A 17,783-nucleotide genomic window follows, 5' to 3' on the forward strand; every position below is an offset into this window, starting at 1 on the left:
GGGGGGGCGCGGGGGGCGCGCGGCGGGGCGGGGGGGGGGGCCCCCCCCGCCCGGGCCCGCGCCGCCGGCGGGGGGGGCGGCGCCCCCCCCCGCGCCCGGGGCCCCCGCCGAGGCGCCTGCCTCCGAGCCTGCTGTCCCCGTCTCCCGCGCCACCGTGCAGCTCGCCAAGGCCGAGCCCGAAGCGGCAACCGCACCGACGGGCAGTCCGGCCGCTGCCTCCGATCGCCCCCGCCCCCGCCACCCCCAGGACCCCTACGGCACGCCCCCCTACGGCGACCCCGGGCCCTGGGCGCCCGCGCCGCCGGTGCAGCGGCCGGTGACCACTCCGGCGCACGGCACCCAGCTGCCACAGCCCGTCGCGGCCGGCGGCTACGGCACCGCTGCGCCGCCGCTGCCGGGGGCGCTGCCGCCGCAGGCGCCCGCGCTGCCGTACGGCGAGCAGCCGCTCCCGGCCGAGCTGCCCGTACCGCCGCAGCCGTATCCGCAGGGCGGGAGCGGGACGGACGGCGGCGGGTTCGTGCCGCTGCCCGCCGTCGTGGGCGCCGACGCGCCGCTGCCGCCGGAGCGGCTCGTACCGCACCGCGAGACGTCCGGTGAGCACGGCCACCTCGTCCCGGCGCACCCGGGCGGCGCCTGGCAGCAGTACGACCCGTGGAGCCCGCCGGGGCAGAACGGCCCCGCCGTGCCGCCGCCGGTCCGGCGTTCGAGGCGCGGCCCGCTCGTCGTCGGCGCGGTGCTGCTCGCGCTGCTCGCCGGGGGCGTGGGCGGCACCGTCGGCGTGTACGTCGAGCGCCACGGCGGGCCGGGCGACATCGTCCTGCCGCAGGACGACGAGGAGCCCCGGCCCCGCGATCCGCACAGCGTCGCCGGGATCGCGCAGACCGCGCTGCCCGGCGTCGTCACGCTTCACGTGCGGGGCAACGCCGAGCAGGGCACCGGCACCGGCTTCGTCCTCGACAAGCAGGGCCACATCCTCACCAACAACCACGTCGTGGAGCCCGCCGGGGAGGGCGGCGAGATCTCGGTGACGTTCAGCGGCGGGCAGACCGCCAAGGCGCGCGTGGTGGGCCGGGACAGCGGCTACGACCTCGCCGTCGTCCAGGTCGACGGCGTCTCCGGGCTGCATCCGCTCACCCTCGGCAACTCCGACGCGGCGCGCGTCGGCGACCCGGTGGTGGCCATCGGCGCGCCGTACGACCTCGCCAACACCGTCACCGCCGGGATCATCAGCGCCAAGCAGCGGCCCATCACGGCGGGTGGCGAGAAGGGCGACGGCAGCGATGTGTCATACGTGGACGCGCTGCAGACGGACGCGCCGATCAACCCGGGCAACTCCGGCGGGCCGCTGGTCGACGGCCGGGCCCGGGTGATCGGGATCAACAGCGCCATCCGCGCGGCCGACGGCTCCAGCCCCGACGGCACCACCCAGGGCGGCAGCATAGGGCTGGGCTTCGCCATACCGATCAACCAGGCCAAACGCGTCGCCGAGGAGCTGATCAACACCGGCCGGGCCACCCACCCGGTCATCGGCGTCACGCTGGAGATGGAGTACCCGGGCGACGGCGCGCGCGTCAGCGGTCTCGCCAAGGACGGCCGGAACCCGGTCACCCCGGGCGGCCCCGCCGCCAAGGCCGGGATCAAGGGCGGCGACGTCATCACCCGGCTGGACGGCGCCCCCGTCCACAGCGGCGAGGAGCTGATCATCAAGATCCGCAGCCACCGGCCGGGCGACACGCTGACGCTGACCCTGCGCCGCGGCGGCGCGGACCGCACCGTCCGCCTCACGCTCGGCTCGTCCGGCACCGGCTGATCGTTTGTGTGGTGTTGGCGCGGGTGACTCCCGTACGACGCGTGGGGCCAGGTACCGTGAGGGGTGGCCTGGCCCCGGGCAGGCCATCGGCCGCAGACAACCAAGGAGCTGAAGGTGTTCTTCGACATAGGACCCCTGGAGCTGGTGGCTCTCGCGATCCTTGGTGTGCTCATCTTCGGCCCGGACAAGCTGCCCAAGGTCATCCAGGACGTGACGGGCTTCATCCGCAAGGTCCGGGCGTTCTCGGACAGTGCCAAGGAGGACATCCGCAGCGAGCTGGGCCCGGAGTTCAAGGACTTCGAGTTCGACGATCTGCACCCGAAGAACTTCGTCCGTAAGCACGTCCTGGAGAAGGACGAGTACGGCCTGAAGGATCTTCAGGAGATCCGGGACGGGTTCGACCTCAAGAAGGAGATGGCCGACGTCACCGACGCGGTCCGCGGCCACGACGACGCCCCGACCGGCGGCGGACGGCTGAACCTCGCCAAGGATGACGCGTCCTCCTCGGGCCGCATCGACTTCACGAAGAAGCCCTCCGGCGGCCTGGCCCCGGGCGAGCGCCCGCCCTTCGACACCGACGCCACCTGAGCCTTCTCCCTCCCCGTATCCGCCCGGTGCACTCGTCCACCGGGCGGATGTCGCACGTCGCGGGCACGCCCTTGCGCTCTGTCCCGCCCGGCCGGTGGCTATGCTCCCGGTGTCCGGGGTGAGGACGCCTGAGGGGGGCGGGCCGCCCACGACACAGGGCAACGAGGAGGCTCCGCGCAGATGGAGACGGTGAGTCGGGCTGCGGCCCAGGCGGATACGGCCGACGCGGGGCGGAAGGTCGACGGCTATCTGCTGGCGGCCTTCCCCTGGTACGGCCTCGATGAGGCGTTCACCGGCCCGCGCTGGCTGATGCGGGTCGGCGCCGCCGCCGACGGCACCGTCGAACACGGTGCGACCGGCCACGGCGAGGAGCCGACGGTAAAGGTCGAGACCCCCAAGGACGAGCGGTTCACGGTCGTGGTGACGGTCGCCGGGCGGCCGGTGCGGCGCAGCGGCGACGGTACCGGCGTGCTGGACGCCACCTCCGTCTCGACCGCGGCGTGGCTGGCCGGTTCCGGGCTGCTCGCGCACACCTGGCCGTCGACGATGGACCGCGTGCTGCGCCAGGACTGGCTGGACCAGCAGACCGCCCTCGCCTGGGAGCTGGCGGACGAGCTCGACGGCGAGGGCTGGAGCGAGCTGCTGCTGCCGGTCGACGGCGAGCCGACCCCGTTCCGCTACCGCGAGTCCGCGTACGGCTGGGTACTGGCCGGGTCGGCGGGCGGTGGCGAGGACGGCGTGCACATCGGTGCGTACGGCCGGGGGATGAGCGCGTACGGCCTCGGCTTCGGGGTGATCAACGACCTCGTCGCGTACGAGGGCTGAGCGCGGCGCAGCGACGACGAGGGGGCGGACCGGAGATTCCCGGTCCGCCCCCTCGACGGTGTGGCGGATGATCCGCAGCAGGTCAGCGGGTCAGCAGGTCAGCAGGTCAGCAGGTCAGAACTTGTTGCGCGGGGTGATCCCCAGCGACATGCCCTGGAGGCCGCGCTGACGGCCGCCGAGCTTTCCGGCGATGGCGCGGATCGCGGCGCCCGCGGGGGAGTCGGGGTCGCTCAGCACCACCGGCTTGCCCTCGTCGCCGCCCTCGCGCAGCCGGACGTCGATCGGGATGGAACCGAGCACCGGCACCTGCGCGCCGGTCGTCCTCGTCAGGCCCTCGGCGACCCGCTCGCCGCCGCCGGTGCCGAACACGTCGACCATCTCGTCGCAGTGCGGGCACGGCAGCCCGGACATGTTCTCGACCACGCCGACGATCTTCTGGTGGGTCTGCACCGCGATCGACCCGGCCCGCTCGGCGACCTCGGCCGCCGCCTGCTGGGGCGTGGTGACGACCAGGATCTCGGCGTTGGGGACGAGCTGCGCCACCGAGATGGCGATGTCGCCGGTGCCGGGCGGCAGGTCGAGGAGGAGGACGTCGAGGTCGCCCCAGTACACATCGGCGAGGAACTGCTGGAGGGCGCGGTGCAGCATCGGGCCGCGCCAGACGACCGGGGCGTTGCCGGGCGTGAACATGCCGATGGAGATGACCTTCACGCCGTGCGCCGACGGCGGCATGATCATGTTCTCGACCTGGGTGGGACGGCCGTCGGCGCCCAGCATCCGCGGGACGGAGTGGCCGTAGATGTCGGCGTCCACGACACCGACCTTCAGACCGTCCGCCGCCATCGCCGCGGCGAGGTTGACCGTCACCGACGACTTGCCGACGCCGCCCTTGCCGGAGGCGACCGCGTAGACGCGGGTCAGCGAACCGGGCTTGGCGAACGGCACCTCGCGCTCGGCGGTGGTGCCGCGCAGCGCCGCCGTCAGCTCCTTGCGCTGCTCGTCGCTCATCACGTCCAGCTCGACGCCGACGTCGGTGACGCCGTCGACGCGGGAGACCGCTTCGCGGACGCGGGAGATGATCGTCTCGCGCATCGGGCAGCCGGAGACGGTGAGGTAGACGACGACCGCCACCGCGCCGTCCGCCGCGATGTCCACCGATTTGACCATCCCCAGTTCGGTGATGGGGCGGTGGATCTCGGGGTCGTTCACCGTCGCGAGCGCATCGCGGACCGCGTCCTCGCTCGGCGCGGCGCCTGGGGGCGTGTCGGTAGCCATGCCCCGATATTACGGCGGTGCAGGCGTGTGGCGGAAAGCCCGTTCAGCGGTCGCGTTCGTCACGCCCCGCCTCGTCCGGCTGCCGCGTCTCCAGCTCCCTGATCAGCTCCGCCAGCTCGGAGCGGATCCAGTCGCGGGTGGCGACCTCGCCGAGACCCAGCCGGAGCGCCGCGATCTCCCGCGTCAGGTACTCGGTGTCGGCGATCGACCGGTCGTTGCGGCCACGGTCCTGCTCGTGGGTGACGCGGTCGCGGTCGTCCTGACGGTTCTGCGCCAGCAGGATCAGCGGCGCCGCGTACGACGCCTGGAGGGAGAGCGCCAGCGTCAGGAAGATGAACGGGTACTGGTCGAACCGGAGGCCGAGGGGCACGGTGACGTTCCAGCAGATCCACAGGATGATGATCACCGTCATCCAGACGAGGAACCGGCCCGTCCCCAGGAAACGGGCGATCTTCTCCGACATCCGCCCGAACGCGTCCGGGTCGTACTCCGGCAGCAGGGAGCGGCGCGGCACCCGCGGCTGGTCGAGGCGGACCCGCGGCCGCTCGTTCGCACCGCGCCGCAGCGCCGACGAACCGTTCGCCCGCGCCCGGACGCCCTCCCGCTCCTCAGGCCCCACCGTCGTCCACCTCCGGCGCCCGCCCGTTGTCCTCGGGCCGCTCCTCGATGGGCTGTTCCTCGGCGGGCTGCTCCTCGCCGTGCAGTTCCGTCTCCCGCCAGTCGTCCGGCAGCAGATGGTCGAGGACGTCATCGACGGTGACGGAGCCCAGCAGCGCGCCGCTGTCGTCGACGACCGGCGCGGAGACGAGGTTGTACGTCGCCAGATGGCGGGTCACCTCGGGCAGCGTGGCGTCCGGTGGCAGCGGCGGCAGATCGGTGTCGGCGATCGAGCTGACCAGCGTGAACGGCGGATCGCGCAGCAGCCGCTGGAAGTGGACCACGCCGAGGAACTTGCCCGTCGGCGTCTCGTCGGGCGGCCGGCAGACGTAGATCTGGGCGGCCAGCGCGGGGGAGAGGTCCGGGTCGCGCACCCGGGCCAGCGCGTACGCGACCGTCGCGTCCGGCCGCAGCACGATCGGCTCCGTCGTCATCAGACCGCCCGCGGTGCGCTCCTCGTACGCCATCAGGCGCCGGACGTCCGCGGCGTCCTCCGGGCGCATCAGCGTCAGCAGCCTCTCCTTCTCCTCCTCGGGGAGTTCGGAGAGGAGGTCGGCGGCGTCGTCCGGGTCCATCGCCTCCAGGACCTCGGCCCGGCGCTGCTCCTTCAGCTTGCCCAGGATCTCGATCTGGTCGTCCTCGGGCAGCTCCTCCAGGACGTCCGCGAGCCGGTCGTCGTCGAGGGCGGCGGCGACCTCCGCGCGGCGCTTGGCCGACAGGTGGTGCAGCACCCCGGCGAGGTCGGCGGGGCGCAGCTGCTCGAAGGTGGCGAGCAGATTCTCCGCGCCCTGCCCGTGCTCCTCCAGGGAGAACCCGGTCACCGCCGACCACTCGACGGTCAGCGCCTCCCCCTTGCGGCGCAGCGCCCCGCCCTTGCCACGACGGACGAAGACCTTGTCGATCTCCCAGTCGCGGCGGGCCGGGAGCTGGATGATGCCGATGTCGAGGACGGTGACCTCATCGCCGGTCTCCACCAGCCGCACCCGGCGGTCGAGGAGTTCGCCGAGGACCAGCGTCTCCGAGGCGCGCTGCTCGAAGCGGCGCATGTTGATCACGCCGGTGGTGACGACCTGACCGGACTCCACGCCCGTCACCCGGGTCATCGGCAGGAAGACGCGGCGCCGCCCGGCGACCTCGACGACCAGCCCCAGCAGCCGGGGCGGGCGGCCCTCACGGGTGCCGCTGCCCTTCGTCCGCAACATCGCGACCAGGTCGCGGACCCGTCCGACCTGGTCGCCGTTGGGGTCGAAGACGGCGACGCCGGACAGGTGCGAGACGAAGACCCGGGGAGTCACCACCGCCATACAGCGCGCCTCCGTTCCTTCGGCCGATCGGGTGGGGGACGGTAGCAGGGACAAGGAATATCGATACAAAGGAGTCAATCCGGGTTCAGGCTAACGCGCCCGGCTCGTCCGCGCCCCGGCGGGCGGCCCGTACGGCGGCGGACGGCGGGGGTGCCGAAGTGCCCCCGCGGGACCGGTACGCTGCCGTACTGCTGTCGAGGTCACCCGTAACAGGAGGCAGAGCCGACGTGAGTGCAACCCCCTCGGGGCCGGGCCCCCGAACCGTGGCCGTCACCCGTCACGCGGGGCGGACGGCGCTCCTGGGGGCGGTGTGCGCGGGGCTGGCCGTGGCACTGGCGGGGTGCGCCGAGGATCCGGACGCCGGGACGAACGGCGTCGGCAAGCTGCCCGCCCCGAAGATCGAGGCGAAGGCGCGGGCGGCGGCCGAGCACGCCGGGACGGTCCGCCTCTCCGGCAGCTTCGTCAGCCAGGGCGCCACCTACAAGCTGGACATGCACCTCGCCGGCGACGGAGCCAAGGGCCAACTCACCACCCGTAAGTCGACGTTCGCGCTGCTGCGGGTCGGTGACGCGCTCTACCTCAAGGCGGACGCCGCGTTCTGGGCCGGGGAGAAGGCGGGCGGCGGCGGGAACGACGCGTCGGCGGCGGACAAGCTCGGCGGCAAGTACGTCAAGGTGCCCGCCGCCGACCCGGTCTACCAGCGCTTCAGCGGCTTCACCGACAAGGACACGCTGCTGGCGAGCCTGCTCGCGCTGCGCGGCACGCTCGCGACCGGCGACCACGCCACCGTCGGCGGGGTGAAGACCATCCGCGTCGCGGGCGGCGCGGGCTCCGGCGGCACCCTCGACGTCTCCCTGGAGGGCACGCCCTACCCGCTGCGCCTGGAGCGCGGCGGCGACGCGGGCACGGTCCGCTTCGACGACTGGGACAAGGGCGTCTCCCTCAAGCCGCCGTCGCAGGACCAGATCGTGGACTACGGGAAGCAGGTGTCGGCGGCTTCGGGGCGCTGAGGGGCGCGGCCATGCGGCCGGGGTGCGGGGCGCACGGTCCGCCCCGCCCTTCTGCCGCTCAGCCCTTACGTCCCCGGCGCAGCAGCTTGGGCAGTGCCGCCGGGACCGGGCGGCGGGTGATCGCGGGGGAGGGCAGCGGCGGGGCGGCGTGGGCCTCGTCCGGCATGGTGCCGGGGCGCTGCTCGGCGCCGCCGACGGGCTCCAGCCGCAGCACCCGGCACTCGGCCGCCCAGCGCTCCAAGATCGCCTCCGCGTCCGGGGCGTTGAGCCGCTTGCCCTTCAGTTCGTCGACCGCGGTGCGCCACGCCGCACTCTCCGGCGCCATCTCCACGACGTGCGCCTGCCATGCCACGAGGCGCCCGCCCTTGTCCTTGCTGCGGACGGTGACCGTCGCGGTGGCGCCGTCGGCCAGCCCCAGATCCGCCAGCGGCTGCTCGCCCGCGCCGTCGCCGACCAGGCACGCCGCGCCGTCCACCCACAGATGCCACAGCGCCCGGGACGGGCCGGTGGCCCCCCGTACCCAGATCAGGGCGGACTTCTTCGTGGCCTCTTCGATGAGCGCGCGGTCCTGGAGCGCCTGCGACGCGGTCGATGTCATGCCCGTCAGCCTAATCGGCCTGGTACGCGCGCCCCCGGGGGCGCGTCAGAGCCAGCCGTTGCGCTTGAAGCCGCGGTGGATGCCGAAGCAGAGCGCGACGGTCGCCACCAGCACCGCCGGGTAGCCGTACTTCCAGTGCAGCTCCGGCATGGAGTGGAAGTTCATGCCGTAGATCCCGGCGATCATCGTGGGGACGGCGAAGATCGCGGCCCACGAGGTGATCTTGCGCATGTCCTCGTTCTGCGCGACGGCCGCCTGCGCGAGGTTGGCCTGGAGGATGGAGTTGAGCAGGTCGTCGAAGGAGAGCACCTGCTCGTTGACGCGCGCCAGGTGGTCGGCGACGTCGCGGAAGTACTTCTGGATGTCGGAATCGACGGGCCGCATCGGCCGCTCGCTCAGCAGCTGCAACGGCCGCAGCAGCGGCCCGACCGCGCGCTTGAACTCCAGCACCTCGCGCTTGAGTTGGTAGATCCGCCCGGCGTCGCCGCCCCGGGTCGCCCCCCGGCCGGTGCCCGAGCTGAAGACGTCGATCTCCACCTCGTCGATGTCGTCCTGTACGGCACCGGCGACCGCGATGTACCCGTCGACGACCTGGTCGGCGATGGCGTGCAGTACCGCCGACGGGCCCTTGGCCAGCAGCTCGGGGTCGTCCTGGAGGCGGTGGCGCAGCGCCCGCAGCGAGCCCTGGCCGCCGTGCCGGACGGTCACGATGAAGTCCCGGCCGGTGAAGCACATCACCTCGCCGGTCTCCACGACCTCGCTGGTCGCGGTCAGCTCGGTGTGCTCGACGTAGTGGACGGTCTTGAAGACCGTGAACAGGGTGTCGTCGTAGCGCTCCAGCTTCGGCCGCTGATGGGCGTGGACGGCGTCCTCGACGGCGAGCGGGTGCAGCCCGAACTCCGCGGCGATACCGGCGAATTCGGCCTCCGACGGCTCGTGCAGCCCGATCCAGGCGAAGCCACCCTCGGTCCGGACGCTCGCCATCGCCTCGGCGGGGGTGCAGGCTTCCTGCACCCGGCGGCCCTCGCGGTAGACGGCGCAGTCGACGATGGCACTGTTCACGCAGGCCGGAGCGGACTTCTCGTAGACGAAGGCGGCGCCGTCACGGCGGCGGGAGGGACGGACGGCGGCGCGCAGGTCACGGATCATCGACATGGCAAGCTCCTTCACGGGCCGGCCGTCGTGCGCGGGGCGTAACGCAACCCGGAACGTGGACGTACGAGGCGTCATCGGCCGTACGTCCGCAAAGCGGGCGGCGTTCGGTGCCGGGGCACTGACGGCGCGCGGAGAATTCGAGGAATTCGCTGAGAGATACGGAACAGAAGAGGGGCGAAGGCGCTCTTCCGTCATCTCCGTCCGACGCGAAGGAACTTCACATGTTTTCCCGCTGGACTGCGGGGTACGGAAGCCTTCGGCTCAGAAGATTCGCTGCGCGAGCGGGATGACAGGAGAACTATCGGTACTGCACGGTCGACTCGGATCCACCGCAGCCCCACCTCCTCCGGCCGGTCCCCGCTGGGGGACAGCGTCATTCCCTGACCAGATGGCAGGCTATCAGCCGCCCGTGGTGCCGCCGCGCCGCTTTGCCTGTTCGATACGAAGCCGATTCACGGCCTTCTCCAGCGTGCCCGCATCCGGGTCCGCCGCCCGGCCCCGCGGCCGCGCCGCGGTGCCGTCGGGTGGCCCTCCGGACGCCTCGCGGGGCCGCTTTATGCTCGCCCCATGTCTGACGTTCTCGATCTGGTCGAAGCCCGGCTGCGTACCGCCCTGGGCGAGCCGGACGCCCGCGCCGCCGTCACCTTCCTCGGCACCGACCGCATCGAGGTGCTGCGCTTTGCCGGCGACGGCGTGGTCCGCTACGCGACGCTCGGGATGTCCGCCCACCCGATGACGGACCCGGCGGGCTCCGCGCCGGGCCTGGGCGCGCCCCCGTCGGTGGTCTTCGCCGACCCGGTGGCCGGGCCCCGCGCCGAGTTGGTGATCACGCTGCGGCCGGGCCGCGCCGATATCGACAAGGTGCTGCGGCCGCTCGCCGTGCTCGCCGCGTCACCGCAGGTCGAGGGCGTGGTGGTGGCGCCGGGCGCCTCCCTGGACACCGGTGAGCCGCTGTGGCCCGGTGCCGGGTTCACCTCCGTCCTGGTCGCCGCGTCCGGCGGCCTCGTCGAGGATCTGGAGCTGGACGCGCCGCTGGATCCGGTGCGTTTCCTGCCGCTGCTGCCGATGACGCCCAACGAGGCGGCGTGGAAGCGGGTGCACGGCGCGGAGGCGCTCCAGGAGCGGTGGCTGGCGCAGGGCACGGACCTGCGGGACCCGCTGCGCGGCGGCGCGGACCTGTCGTGAGGCGCGCCTGCGGCCGGGCCGCGCGAGGCCGTCGCCGGGGCCCGTGCCCGGTGCGCGGCGGCCTCCCGGGCGGCGTCCGGCGGGCCCGTTCCGGTGTGCGGAACATTCCGACCGGTCGGGTGATCGTCCTTGACGCGACCGCGTGGCTGGAGGACCGTGGATCCCTATGAGGGGTGAACCCAGTTGCCCGAAGTGCGGTGGCCGCGTCCGGGCGCCCGGTCTCTTCTCCGACTCCTGGCAGTGCGCCGTCCACGGCACCGTGCAGCCGCTCCAGCCGGTCGTCCCGCCGAGCGTCGAGGCGCTCGGCGTTGTCGTGAACCGTTCACAGGTCCCGGTGTGGATGCCCTGGCCACTGCCGGTCGGCTGGCTCTTCACGGGTGTGGCCTGCGCCGGTGACGACCGCAGCGGTGGCCGCGCCACCGCCGTCGCCTGCTCCGGCCCCGGCCCGCTCGGCGGTCCCGGCGAGCTCTTGCTGATCGCCGAGGAGCTGGGCGTGGGGCTCGGCGCCCGTTACGCCGGGATCGACGGCCCGGACCCCGGCCCCCGTATGCACGTCGACGCCGCCCCGCACACCAAGATCCTCACCTCCGGCCGCCCGACCCCGATGTGGCACGTCGAGGGCTCCCCGGCAGACCGCGTGGTCTTCGCCGGGGAGGCCCGCGGGCTCTGGCTGTGGGCGATCGTCTGGCCCGAGCAGTCCGGCCTGCTGATGTACGACGAGCTGGTCCTCACCGATCTGCGCGAGGCGGGCGCCGAGGTCGACCTGCTGCCGTGCGGGGCGCTCTCGCCGCGGCTGCTGTCCTGAGCCCCGGGCCCGGCTCCCGTACGTCCTGGGCGTACGGGAGGCGCCCCGTACGTCCTCCCTGGGGCGGACGGGGGTGTTCTGTGGGCCGGTATCCTTGGCGGGACGCCTTGTGGCGCGCCGACGGCGGCCGCGCGGGGCGCCCGTCCGGTCACCGTCCCGTAGGGGGGAGTTCAGCGTCGTGCGCATCGATCTGCACACCCACTCCACCGCGTCCGACGGTACGGACACCCCCGCCGAGCTGGTGGCCCACGCCGCCGCCCGCGGGCTGGACGTCGTCGCCCTGACCGATCACGACACCGTCGCCGGGCACGCCGCGGCGCGCGAAGCGCTGCCCGCCGGGCTGACGCTGGTCACCGGCGCCGAGCTGTCCTGCCGGATCGCAGGCACCGGGCTGCACATGCTCGCCTACCTCTTCGACCCGGAGGAGCCCGCGTTCGCCCGCGAGCGGGCGCTGCTCCGCGACGACCGGGTGCCGCGCGCCCAGGGCATGGTCGCCAAACTCCGTGAGCTGGGCGTCCCGATCACCTGGGAGCAGGTCGCCGCCATCGCCGGTGACGGCGCCGTGGGACGGCCCCATGTGGCCACCGCCCTGGTCGCCCTGGGCGTCGTGCCCACCGTCTCCGACGCGTTCACCTCGCAGTGGCTGGCCAACGACGGCCGCGCGTACGTCGACAAGCACGAGCTGGACCCGTTCGAGGCGCTACGGCTGATCAAGGGCGCGGGCGGCGTCGCCGTCGTCGCGCACCCCGCGGCCGTCAAGCGTGGCGCCGGTGTGCCCGAGGGTGCCCTCGTCGAGCTGGCCGCCGCCGGTCTCGACGGCATCGAGGTCGACCACATGGACCACGATGTGCCGACCCGTGCCAGGCTGCGCGGCCTCGCCGCCGAGCTGGGGCTGCTGACCACCGGCTCCAGCGACTACCACGGCAGCCACAAGACCTGTGAGCTGGGCGAATACACCACCGACCCGGAGATCTACGGCGAGATCGTGCGCCGGGCCACCGGCGCCTTCCCCGTCCCCGGCGCGGGCGGCTGAGCCTCCGCCGCCCGAGTCCGGCGGTCCCTTCCTTCCGGCGCCCGTGCAGGTGCGGTGCGCCCGCGCGCCGCCGTGCCGGTGTGCCGTCCCCCTCCGCTCCATCTCCCTCGCAAGGCCATTCATCACCGTGTTCGACGTCGCTGCCTTCAGTACTCTCTTCGTCACCCTTTTTGTCATCATGGATCCCCCCGGGATCACCCCGATCTTTCTCGGGCTGACCGCCGGGCGGCCCGCCAAGGTCCAGCGCCGGATGGCCTGGCAGGCGGCGACCGTCGCGTTCTGCGTCATCGCCGTCTTCGGGCTCTTCGGCCGCCAGATACTGGGCCGGCTGCACATCAGCACGCCCGCCCTGATGATCGCGGGCGGTCTGCTCCTGCTGCTGGTCGCGCTGAACCTGCTCACCGGCAAGTCCGAGGAGCCCACCCAGACCAAGGACGTCAACGTGGCGCTGGTCCCGCTGGGTATGCCGCTGCTGGCCGGGCCCGGTGCGATCGTGTCGGTGATCCTCGCCGTCCAGCACGCCCACGGCTTCACCGCACAGCTGGCGGTGTGGACCGCCATCGTCGCGATCCATGTCGTCCTCTACCTGGCGATGCGGTTCTCGCTGCTGATCATCCGGGTCATCAAGGACGGCGGTGTGGTGCTGGTGACCCGGCTCGCGGGCATGATGCTCTCCGCGCTCGCCGTGCAGCAGATCATCAACGGCATCACCCAGGTCGTCCAGGGCGCTTGACGGCGCCCGGCCCCGGACACAGCCGCGCCCCCGTACGGCACTTCCGTACGGGGGCGCATCCGTGCGTACCGCGCGGGGCGGCGTCGGTGCTACCGGGCGGCGACGGTGTCGGCCGGGCGGATGTAGATGCGCTGGCCGATTGCGGCGGCCTGCTGCACGATCCGGTTGACGGAGGCGGCGTCCACGACGGTGCTGTCCACGGCAGTGCCGTCGACATCGTCCAGGCGCATGATCTCGAAGCGCATACGGCTTCCCTTCGTCTGATCCTCCTGCAGGAGAACTGATGGATGGCGAGCGCGGGCGTCGCTGCCCGAGCTTCTGACCTGTCCAACGTCCTGGACCCCTGCAAACATTCCCTACGCTAAGGAAAATTTTCGATGGTCTAAGTATTTGCAGGTGAGGAGGGGACGATGAGCCCGGCCGGAACGCCGCCGCACACCGGCTCGTACGGCCGCAGATCAGCGCGCGCCGTCACCGGGTACGCGTCCCGGCGGACGGCTCAGTGCTCGCCCCAGAAGGCGGCCAGCGCGGCGGCGGTCTCCACGGGGCGCTCCGCGTTGGGGGAGTGCTCCGCGCCCGGGACGACCGTGCGGCGGGCGGCCAGCCGCGCCGCCATCTTGTCGATCAGCGGCACCGGCCAGGCGTAGTCCACCGTGCCGGAGACGAGATGCTTGGGCAGCGGCACCGCGGCCAGCTCATCGACCCGGTCCGGTTCCTCCAGCATCTGCCGCCCCGTGGCGATCAACTGCTCGGGGACGGTCGCCAGCCAGCGGCGCCGCAGGAACTCCCTGATCTCCGGCGGCGTCCCGGCGCCCGGCGCCTCCGGCGGGTCGAGCGCCCGCATCGCCTGCCAGACCGTCGCCATGTCCAGCGTGCCGAGCGCATCGATCAGCATCCGTACGCGGTTCTGCTGCGCCGGGTCGATGGCCGCCGGGCCGGAGCTGAGCACCGTCAGCGACCGGAACGGCCCCGGGTCCGTCAGCACCGCGGCCCGGCTCACCAGCCCGCCGCACGAATGCCCCAGCAGATGCACCCGGCCGCCCAGCGCCCGGGCCTGCGCCAGCACGTCCTGCGCCAGCGCGCCCTGCTCGTAGGCGGCGACGTCATGGGGGCCGGGGGACTCGTACTGCCCGCGGCCGTCCACCGCCACCGCCCGGAACCCGGCCGCCGCGAGCGGCGCGAGCAGCGCGATGAAGTCCTCCTTGCTGCCCGTGAACCCCGGGACCAGCAGCGCCGTACCGAGCGGCGCCCGCTCGGGCCGGGCGTCGTGCACGGCGAACTCCCCGCGCGCGGTGACGAGGCGGTACGCGCTGGCGCACGGGGGCAGCGAAAGTGTCGGCGGCCTGCTCATGCCCCGAGGCTATCCGGCCACGGCGGGCACGCCCGCGCGCACGGACGCGCCGACGCCCCGGAACACCCCGACGGCCCGCCCCCGCCGGATGGGCGGGAACGGGCCGTCGGTCGTGCGCTGCGGATCAGCTCTCCGGCGTCGCCTCGGCGGCCGGGGCCTTCGCGCGGGTGCGGCGGCGGACCGGCTTCGCGGGGGCGTCGGCCGCCTCCGCGGTGTCCGCGGCCTCCGCCGCCTTCGCCGCGGCGGTCTTCCGGGTGCGCTTCGGCTTCGCCGGTGCCTCCTCGCCGGAAGCCTCCGGCGCGACGGCCTTGGCGGCGGTCTTCCGCGTCCGCTTCGGCTTGGCGGGTGCCTCGGGTGCCTCGGGTGCCTCGGGTGCCTCGGCGGTCTCCACGGCCTCCGCCGCCTTCGCCGCCGCGGTCTTCCGCGTGCGCTTCGGCTTGGCCGGCGCCTCGGCGCCCTCGGCGGTCTCCACGGCCTTGGCCGCGGCGGTCTTACGGGTCCGCTTCGGCTTGGCCGGCGCCTCCTCGGCGACCGGGGCGGCGGGCGCCTCGACGGTCTCCACCACGGCCTCCACCACGGTCTCCACCACGGCTTGCGCCTCGGCGGGCTTCGCCGCACGCGTCCGGCGGCGGCGCGGCTTCGCCGGGGTGGCCTCCGCCTCCTCGGCGGCGGGTGCGGCGGGCTGCGCGTCCGCGACCGGCGTCACGGCCCCGGCCGCCGGCCGGCCCGTACGGGTACGGCGCCGACGGCGCGGCTGCCGGGACTCACCCTCGGCCGGGGCGCCCTCCGCCGTGTCCAGCGCGGCGTCCGCCTGCGGCTGCGGGGCCGCGTCACCGTCGACGTCCGCGCCGCCACGGGTGCGCCGCCGCTGCCGAGGGGTCCGGGTCCGCTGCGGGCGCTCCTCCGTGGCCGCCGGGGCCTGGCCGCGACCGCGACCGCGGCCGCCGGTCTCACCGAGGTCCTCGACCTCCTCGGCGGCGAGCCCGGCCCGGGTCCGCTCCGAGCGCGGCAGCACGCCCTTGGTGCCCGCCGGGATGTGCAGCTGCTCGTAGAGGTGCGGGGAGGTGGAGTACGTCTCCTCCGGCTCATCGAACGACAGTTCCAGCGCCTTGTTGATCAGCTTCCAGCGCGGGATGTCGTCCCAGTCGACGAGGGTGACCGCGGTGCCCTTGGCGCCCGCGCGGCCGGTGCGGCCGATGCGGTGCAGGTAGGTCTTCTCGTCCTCGGGGGACTGGTAGTTGATGACGTGCGTCACGCCCTCGACGTCGATACCGCGGGCGGCGACGTCGGTGCAGACCAGGACGTCGACCTTGCCGTTGCGGAAGGCGCGCAGCGCCTGCTCGCGGGCGCCCTGGCCGAGGTCGCCGTGGACCGCGCCGGACGCGAAACCGCGCCGCGCGAGCTGGTCGGCGATGTCGGCGGCGGTCCGCTTCGTCCGGCAGAACACCATCGCCAGGCCCCGGCCGTCGGCCTGGAGGATGCGCGCGACCATCTCCGGCTTGTCCATGGAGTGCGCGCGGAAGACGTGCTGGGTGGTGTTGGCGACGGTCTGGCCCTCGTCGTCCGGCGCGGTGGCGCGGATGTGGGTGGGCTGCGACATGTAGCGGCGCGCCAGCGAGATGACCTGGCCGGGCATCGTGGCCGAGAACAGCATCGTCTGCCGCTTGGCCGGCAGCAGCTGGATGATCCGCTCGACGTCCGGCAGGAAGCCGAGGTCCAGCATCTCGTCGGCCTCGTCCAGCACCAGGCTGCGGACCTGCGAGAGGTCGAGCTTGCGCTGGCCCGCGAGGTCGAGCAGGCGGCCCGGGGTGCCGACGACGACGTCGACGCCCTTCTGCAACGCCTCGACCTGCGGCTCGTAGGCCCGGCCGCCGTAGATCGCCAGCACTCGGACGTTACGCACCTTGCCGGCGGTGAGCAGGTCGTTGGTGACCTGCTGGCACAGCTCGCGGGTGGGGACGACGACGAGCGCCTGCGGCGCCTCGGTCAGCTGCTCGGGCGTGGACCGGCCCGCCTCGACGTCGACGGGGACGGTGACGCGCTCCAGCAGCGGCAGGCCGAAGCCCAGCGTCTTGCCGGTGCCGGTCTTCGCCTGGCCGATGACGTCGCTGCCGGAGAGCGCGACGGGGAGCGTCAGCTCCTGGATGGGAAAGGGGGAAACGATGCCGACGGCTTCGAGGGCCTCGGCGGTCTCGGGGAAAATCCCGAGCTCTCGGAACGTAGACAGAATCTTGCCTCTTCTGTGAGACGCGGCGTGAGGCGGCGAAGGGGGTCGTACCGCACTTCGTACGGGGTGTGTACGGGCCGGGTTGCAAAGCCGACTGCGCGGGACCACTGCCAACGCTCAGGCACTCCTGCCGCGAGCGGTGTCCCTCCTGCTGATGCGTACGTCGCGTACGCGCCGCGGGGGAGGGCGGTCGGGTTGGAGCCGATCGGGCCACCGACCGGGCATCCGCATGCGTGGAACGACCCGCCGATACTCGGCGGGCGCATTACCACTGTACCCCGGATGCGACGGGACATCCGAAGGCTTGTCTGAGTGAGAAAGGGAACAAGCCGCCCGCGCCGCGCGGCCGGACACGGTCCCGGCCGGTCGGGGCGTCCGCCACGGGACCCGGCGGCCCGGCGCTGCGGGGGCCGTCCGCCGACTATTGTGCCGGTCATGGAGACGCCAGACACCGCCACCGCCGACGCGCCGGAACCGACCGGGATCGCCGCCCAGAACTGGACGGAGGCATCCGCCGAGCCGCACTACCGCGCCGCCGTGATCGACCTGCTGGGCGCCCTCGCCTACGGCGAGCTGTCCGCCTTCGAGCGGCTCGCGGAGGACTCGAAGCTCGCGCCGACCATGGACGACAAGGCCGAACTGGCCAAGATGGCGTCGGCGGAGTTCCACCACTTCGAGCGGCTGCGGCAGCGCCTCGCCGACATCGAGGCGGAGCCCAACGAGGCGATGGAGCCGTTCGCCGCCGCGCTGGACGAGTTCCACCGTCAGACCGCGCCGTCGGACTGGCTGGAGGGCCTGGTCAAGGCGTACGTCGGCGACTCGATCGCCAGCGACTTCTACCGCGAGGTCGCCGCCCGGCTGGACACCGACACCCGGGCCCTGGTGCTCACGGTCCTGGACGACACCGGTCACGCGACCTTCGCGGTCGAGAAGGTGCGCGCCGCGATCGAGGCGGAGCCGCGGGTCGGCGGGCGGCTGGCGCTGTGGGCGCGGCGGCTGATGGGCGAGGCGCTGTCGCAGGCGCAGCGGGTGGTCGCCGACCGTGACGCGCTCTCGACGATGCTGGTCGGCGGCGTCGCCGGCGGCTTCGACCTGGCCGAGGTCGGCCGGATGTTCTCCCGGATCACCGAGGCGCACACCAAGCGGATGGCGGCCCTGGGCCTGGCGGCGTAGGCGACGCCCCGCGGACAGGACGACGGCGCGGCCCCGGACCACCCGGTCCGGGGC

General features: G+C 73.5%; 17 protein-coding genes. 9 read left to right on the top strand and 8 right to left on the bottom strand.

Going from position 1 to position 17,783, the window contains the following annotated elements; genetic code table 11:
• Window positions 1-154: 154 nt before the first annotated feature.
• The 3 genes from ACFWWQ_RS28930 to ACFWWQ_RS28940 all read left to right on the top strand — a co-directional run bounded on the left by ACFWWQ_RS28930 (window position 155) and on the right by ACFWWQ_RS28940 (window position 3,223).
• Entirely contained in the window at window positions 155-1,810 is a 1,656-nt protein-coding gene (locus tag ACFWWQ_RS28930; protein ID WP_384602141.1) for a trypsin-like peptidase domain-containing protein, read from the top strand.
• 114 nt (window positions 1,811-1,924) lie between these two features.
• A complete protein-coding gene (locus ACFWWQ_RS28935) occupies window positions 1,925-2,398 on the top strand; it encodes a sec-independent translocase (RefSeq protein ID WP_384602143.1) in 474 nt (157 codons plus the stop codon).
• 180 nt (window positions 2,399-2,578) lie between these two features.
• Window positions 2,579-3,223 carry a hypothetical protein gene (locus tag ACFWWQ_RS28940; protein ID WP_384602145.1) on the top strand — a complete coding sequence of 215 codons (645 nt, stop codon included), beginning with the start codon at window positions 2,579-2,581 and terminating at the stop codon, window positions 3,221-3,223.
• A 114-nt stretch (window positions 3,224-3,337) separates the two neighbouring features.
• On the opposite strand, the gene ACFWWQ_RS28945 is transcribed toward ACFWWQ_RS28940, so the two are convergent.
• Genes ACFWWQ_RS28945 through ACFWWQ_RS28955 form a run of 3 tightly spaced genes read right to left on the bottom strand, consistent with a single transcriptional unit; the run spans window position 3,338 to window position 6,459 of the window.
• Window positions 3,338-4,498, bottom strand: coding sequence for an Mrp/NBP35 family ATP-binding protein (locus ACFWWQ_RS28945; RefSeq protein WP_384602147.1), 1,161 nt, complete (start codon window positions 4,496-4,498; stop codon window positions 3,338-3,340).
• A gap of 43 nt (window positions 4,499-4,541) precedes the next feature.
• The gene (locus ACFWWQ_RS28950) at window positions 4,542-5,117 is read right to left on the bottom strand and encodes a DUF1003 domain-containing protein (RefSeq protein WP_384602148.1); all 576 of its coding nucleotides are present in this window, start codon (window positions 5,115-5,117) and stop codon (window positions 4,542-4,544) included.
• Window positions 5,107-6,459 (bottom strand): magnesium transporter MgtE N-terminal domain-containing protein, encoded by a 1,353-nt coding sequence (locus ACFWWQ_RS28955; protein WP_384602150.1) that lies wholly within the window; start codon window positions 6,457-6,459, stop codon window positions 5,107-5,109. The genes ACFWWQ_RS28950 and ACFWWQ_RS28955 overlap by 11 nt, the downstream gene beginning before the upstream one ends.
• Before the next feature lie 227 nt (window positions 6,460-6,686).
• Between ACFWWQ_RS28955 and ACFWWQ_RS28960 the strand changes: the two genes are divergently transcribed.
• On the top strand, window positions 6,687-7,469 hold the full coding sequence (locus ACFWWQ_RS28960) for a hypothetical protein (RefSeq protein WP_384602151.1): 783 nt from the start codon (window positions 6,687-6,689) through the stop codon (window positions 7,467-7,469).
• 58 nt (window positions 7,470-7,527) lie between these two features.
• Here ACFWWQ_RS28960 and ACFWWQ_RS28965 read toward each other — a convergent pair whose 3' ends face one another.
• On the bottom strand, window positions 7,528-8,067 hold the full coding sequence (locus ACFWWQ_RS28965; RefSeq protein ID WP_384602153.1) for a hypothetical protein: 540 nt from the start codon (window positions 8,065-8,067) through the stop codon (window positions 7,528-7,530).
• Between the two features lie 45 nt (window positions 8,068-8,112).
• Entirely contained in the window at window positions 8,113-9,222 is a 1,110-nt protein-coding gene (locus tag ACFWWQ_RS28970; protein ID WP_384602155.1) for a magnesium and cobalt transport protein CorA, read from the bottom strand.
• Between the two features lie 567 nt (window positions 9,223-9,789).
• Between ACFWWQ_RS28970 and ACFWWQ_RS28975 the strand changes: the two genes are divergently transcribed.
• The 4 genes from ACFWWQ_RS28975 (at window position 9,790) to ACFWWQ_RS28990 (ending at window position 12,978) form a co-directional block, all read left to right on the top strand.
• Window positions 9,790-10,407 (top strand): suppressor of fused domain protein, encoded by a 618-nt coding sequence (locus ACFWWQ_RS28975; RefSeq protein WP_384602156.1) that lies wholly within the window; start codon window positions 9,790-9,792, stop codon window positions 10,405-10,407.
• Window positions 10,408-10,573: 166 nt separating this feature from the next.
• Entirely contained in the window at window positions 10,574-11,212 is a 639-nt protein-coding gene (locus ACFWWQ_RS28980; protein ID WP_384602158.1) for a DUF6758 family protein, read from the top strand.
• Window positions 11,213-11,390: 178 nt separating this feature from the next.
• On the top strand, window positions 11,391-12,245 hold the full coding sequence (locus ACFWWQ_RS28985; protein WP_384602160.1) for a PHP domain-containing protein: 855 nt from the start codon (window positions 11,391-11,393) through the stop codon (window positions 12,243-12,245).
• 127 nt (window positions 12,246-12,372) lie between these two features.
• Window positions 12,373-12,978, top strand: a complete 606-nt coding sequence (locus ACFWWQ_RS28990; RefSeq protein ID WP_384602162.1) for a MarC family protein — start codon at window positions 12,373-12,375, stop codon at window positions 12,976-12,978.
• 89 nt (window positions 12,979-13,067) lie between these two features.
• On the opposite strand, the gene ACFWWQ_RS28995 is transcribed toward ACFWWQ_RS28990, so the two are convergent.
• From ACFWWQ_RS28995 to ACFWWQ_RS29005, 3 genes are all read right to left on the bottom strand, one after another.
• Window positions 13,068-13,223 (bottom strand): hypothetical protein, encoded by a 156-nt coding sequence (locus ACFWWQ_RS28995; RefSeq protein WP_169750032.1) that lies wholly within the window; start codon window positions 13,221-13,223, stop codon window positions 13,068-13,070.
• Window positions 13,224-13,477: 254 nt separating this feature from the next.
• Complete coding sequence (locus tag ACFWWQ_RS29000) at window positions 13,478-14,329, bottom strand: alpha/beta fold hydrolase (RefSeq protein WP_384602164.1); 852 nt, start codon at window positions 14,327-14,329, stop codon at window positions 13,478-13,480.
• A 124-nt stretch (window positions 14,330-14,453) separates the two neighbouring features.
• A complete protein-coding gene (locus ACFWWQ_RS29005) occupies window positions 14,454-16,664 on the bottom strand; it encodes a DEAD/DEAH box helicase (RefSeq protein WP_384602176.1) in 2,211 nt (736 codons plus the stop codon).
• A gap of 327 nt (window positions 16,665-16,991) precedes the next feature.
• Between ACFWWQ_RS29005 and ACFWWQ_RS29010 the strand changes: the two genes are divergently transcribed.
• Window positions 16,992-17,729 (top strand): ferritin-like fold-containing protein, encoded by a 738-nt coding sequence (locus tag ACFWWQ_RS29010; RefSeq protein WP_384602166.1) that lies wholly within the window; start codon window positions 16,992-16,994, stop codon window positions 17,727-17,729.
• The last annotated feature ends 54 nt before the right edge of the window (window positions 17,730-17,783 follow it).

Origin of the sequence: Streptomyces sp. NPDC059080, assembly GCF_042739975.1 — a bacterium.
GTDB classification, from domain to species: Bacteria; Actinomycetota; Actinomycetes; order Streptomycetales; family Streptomycetaceae; genus Streptomyces; species Streptomyces benahoarensis.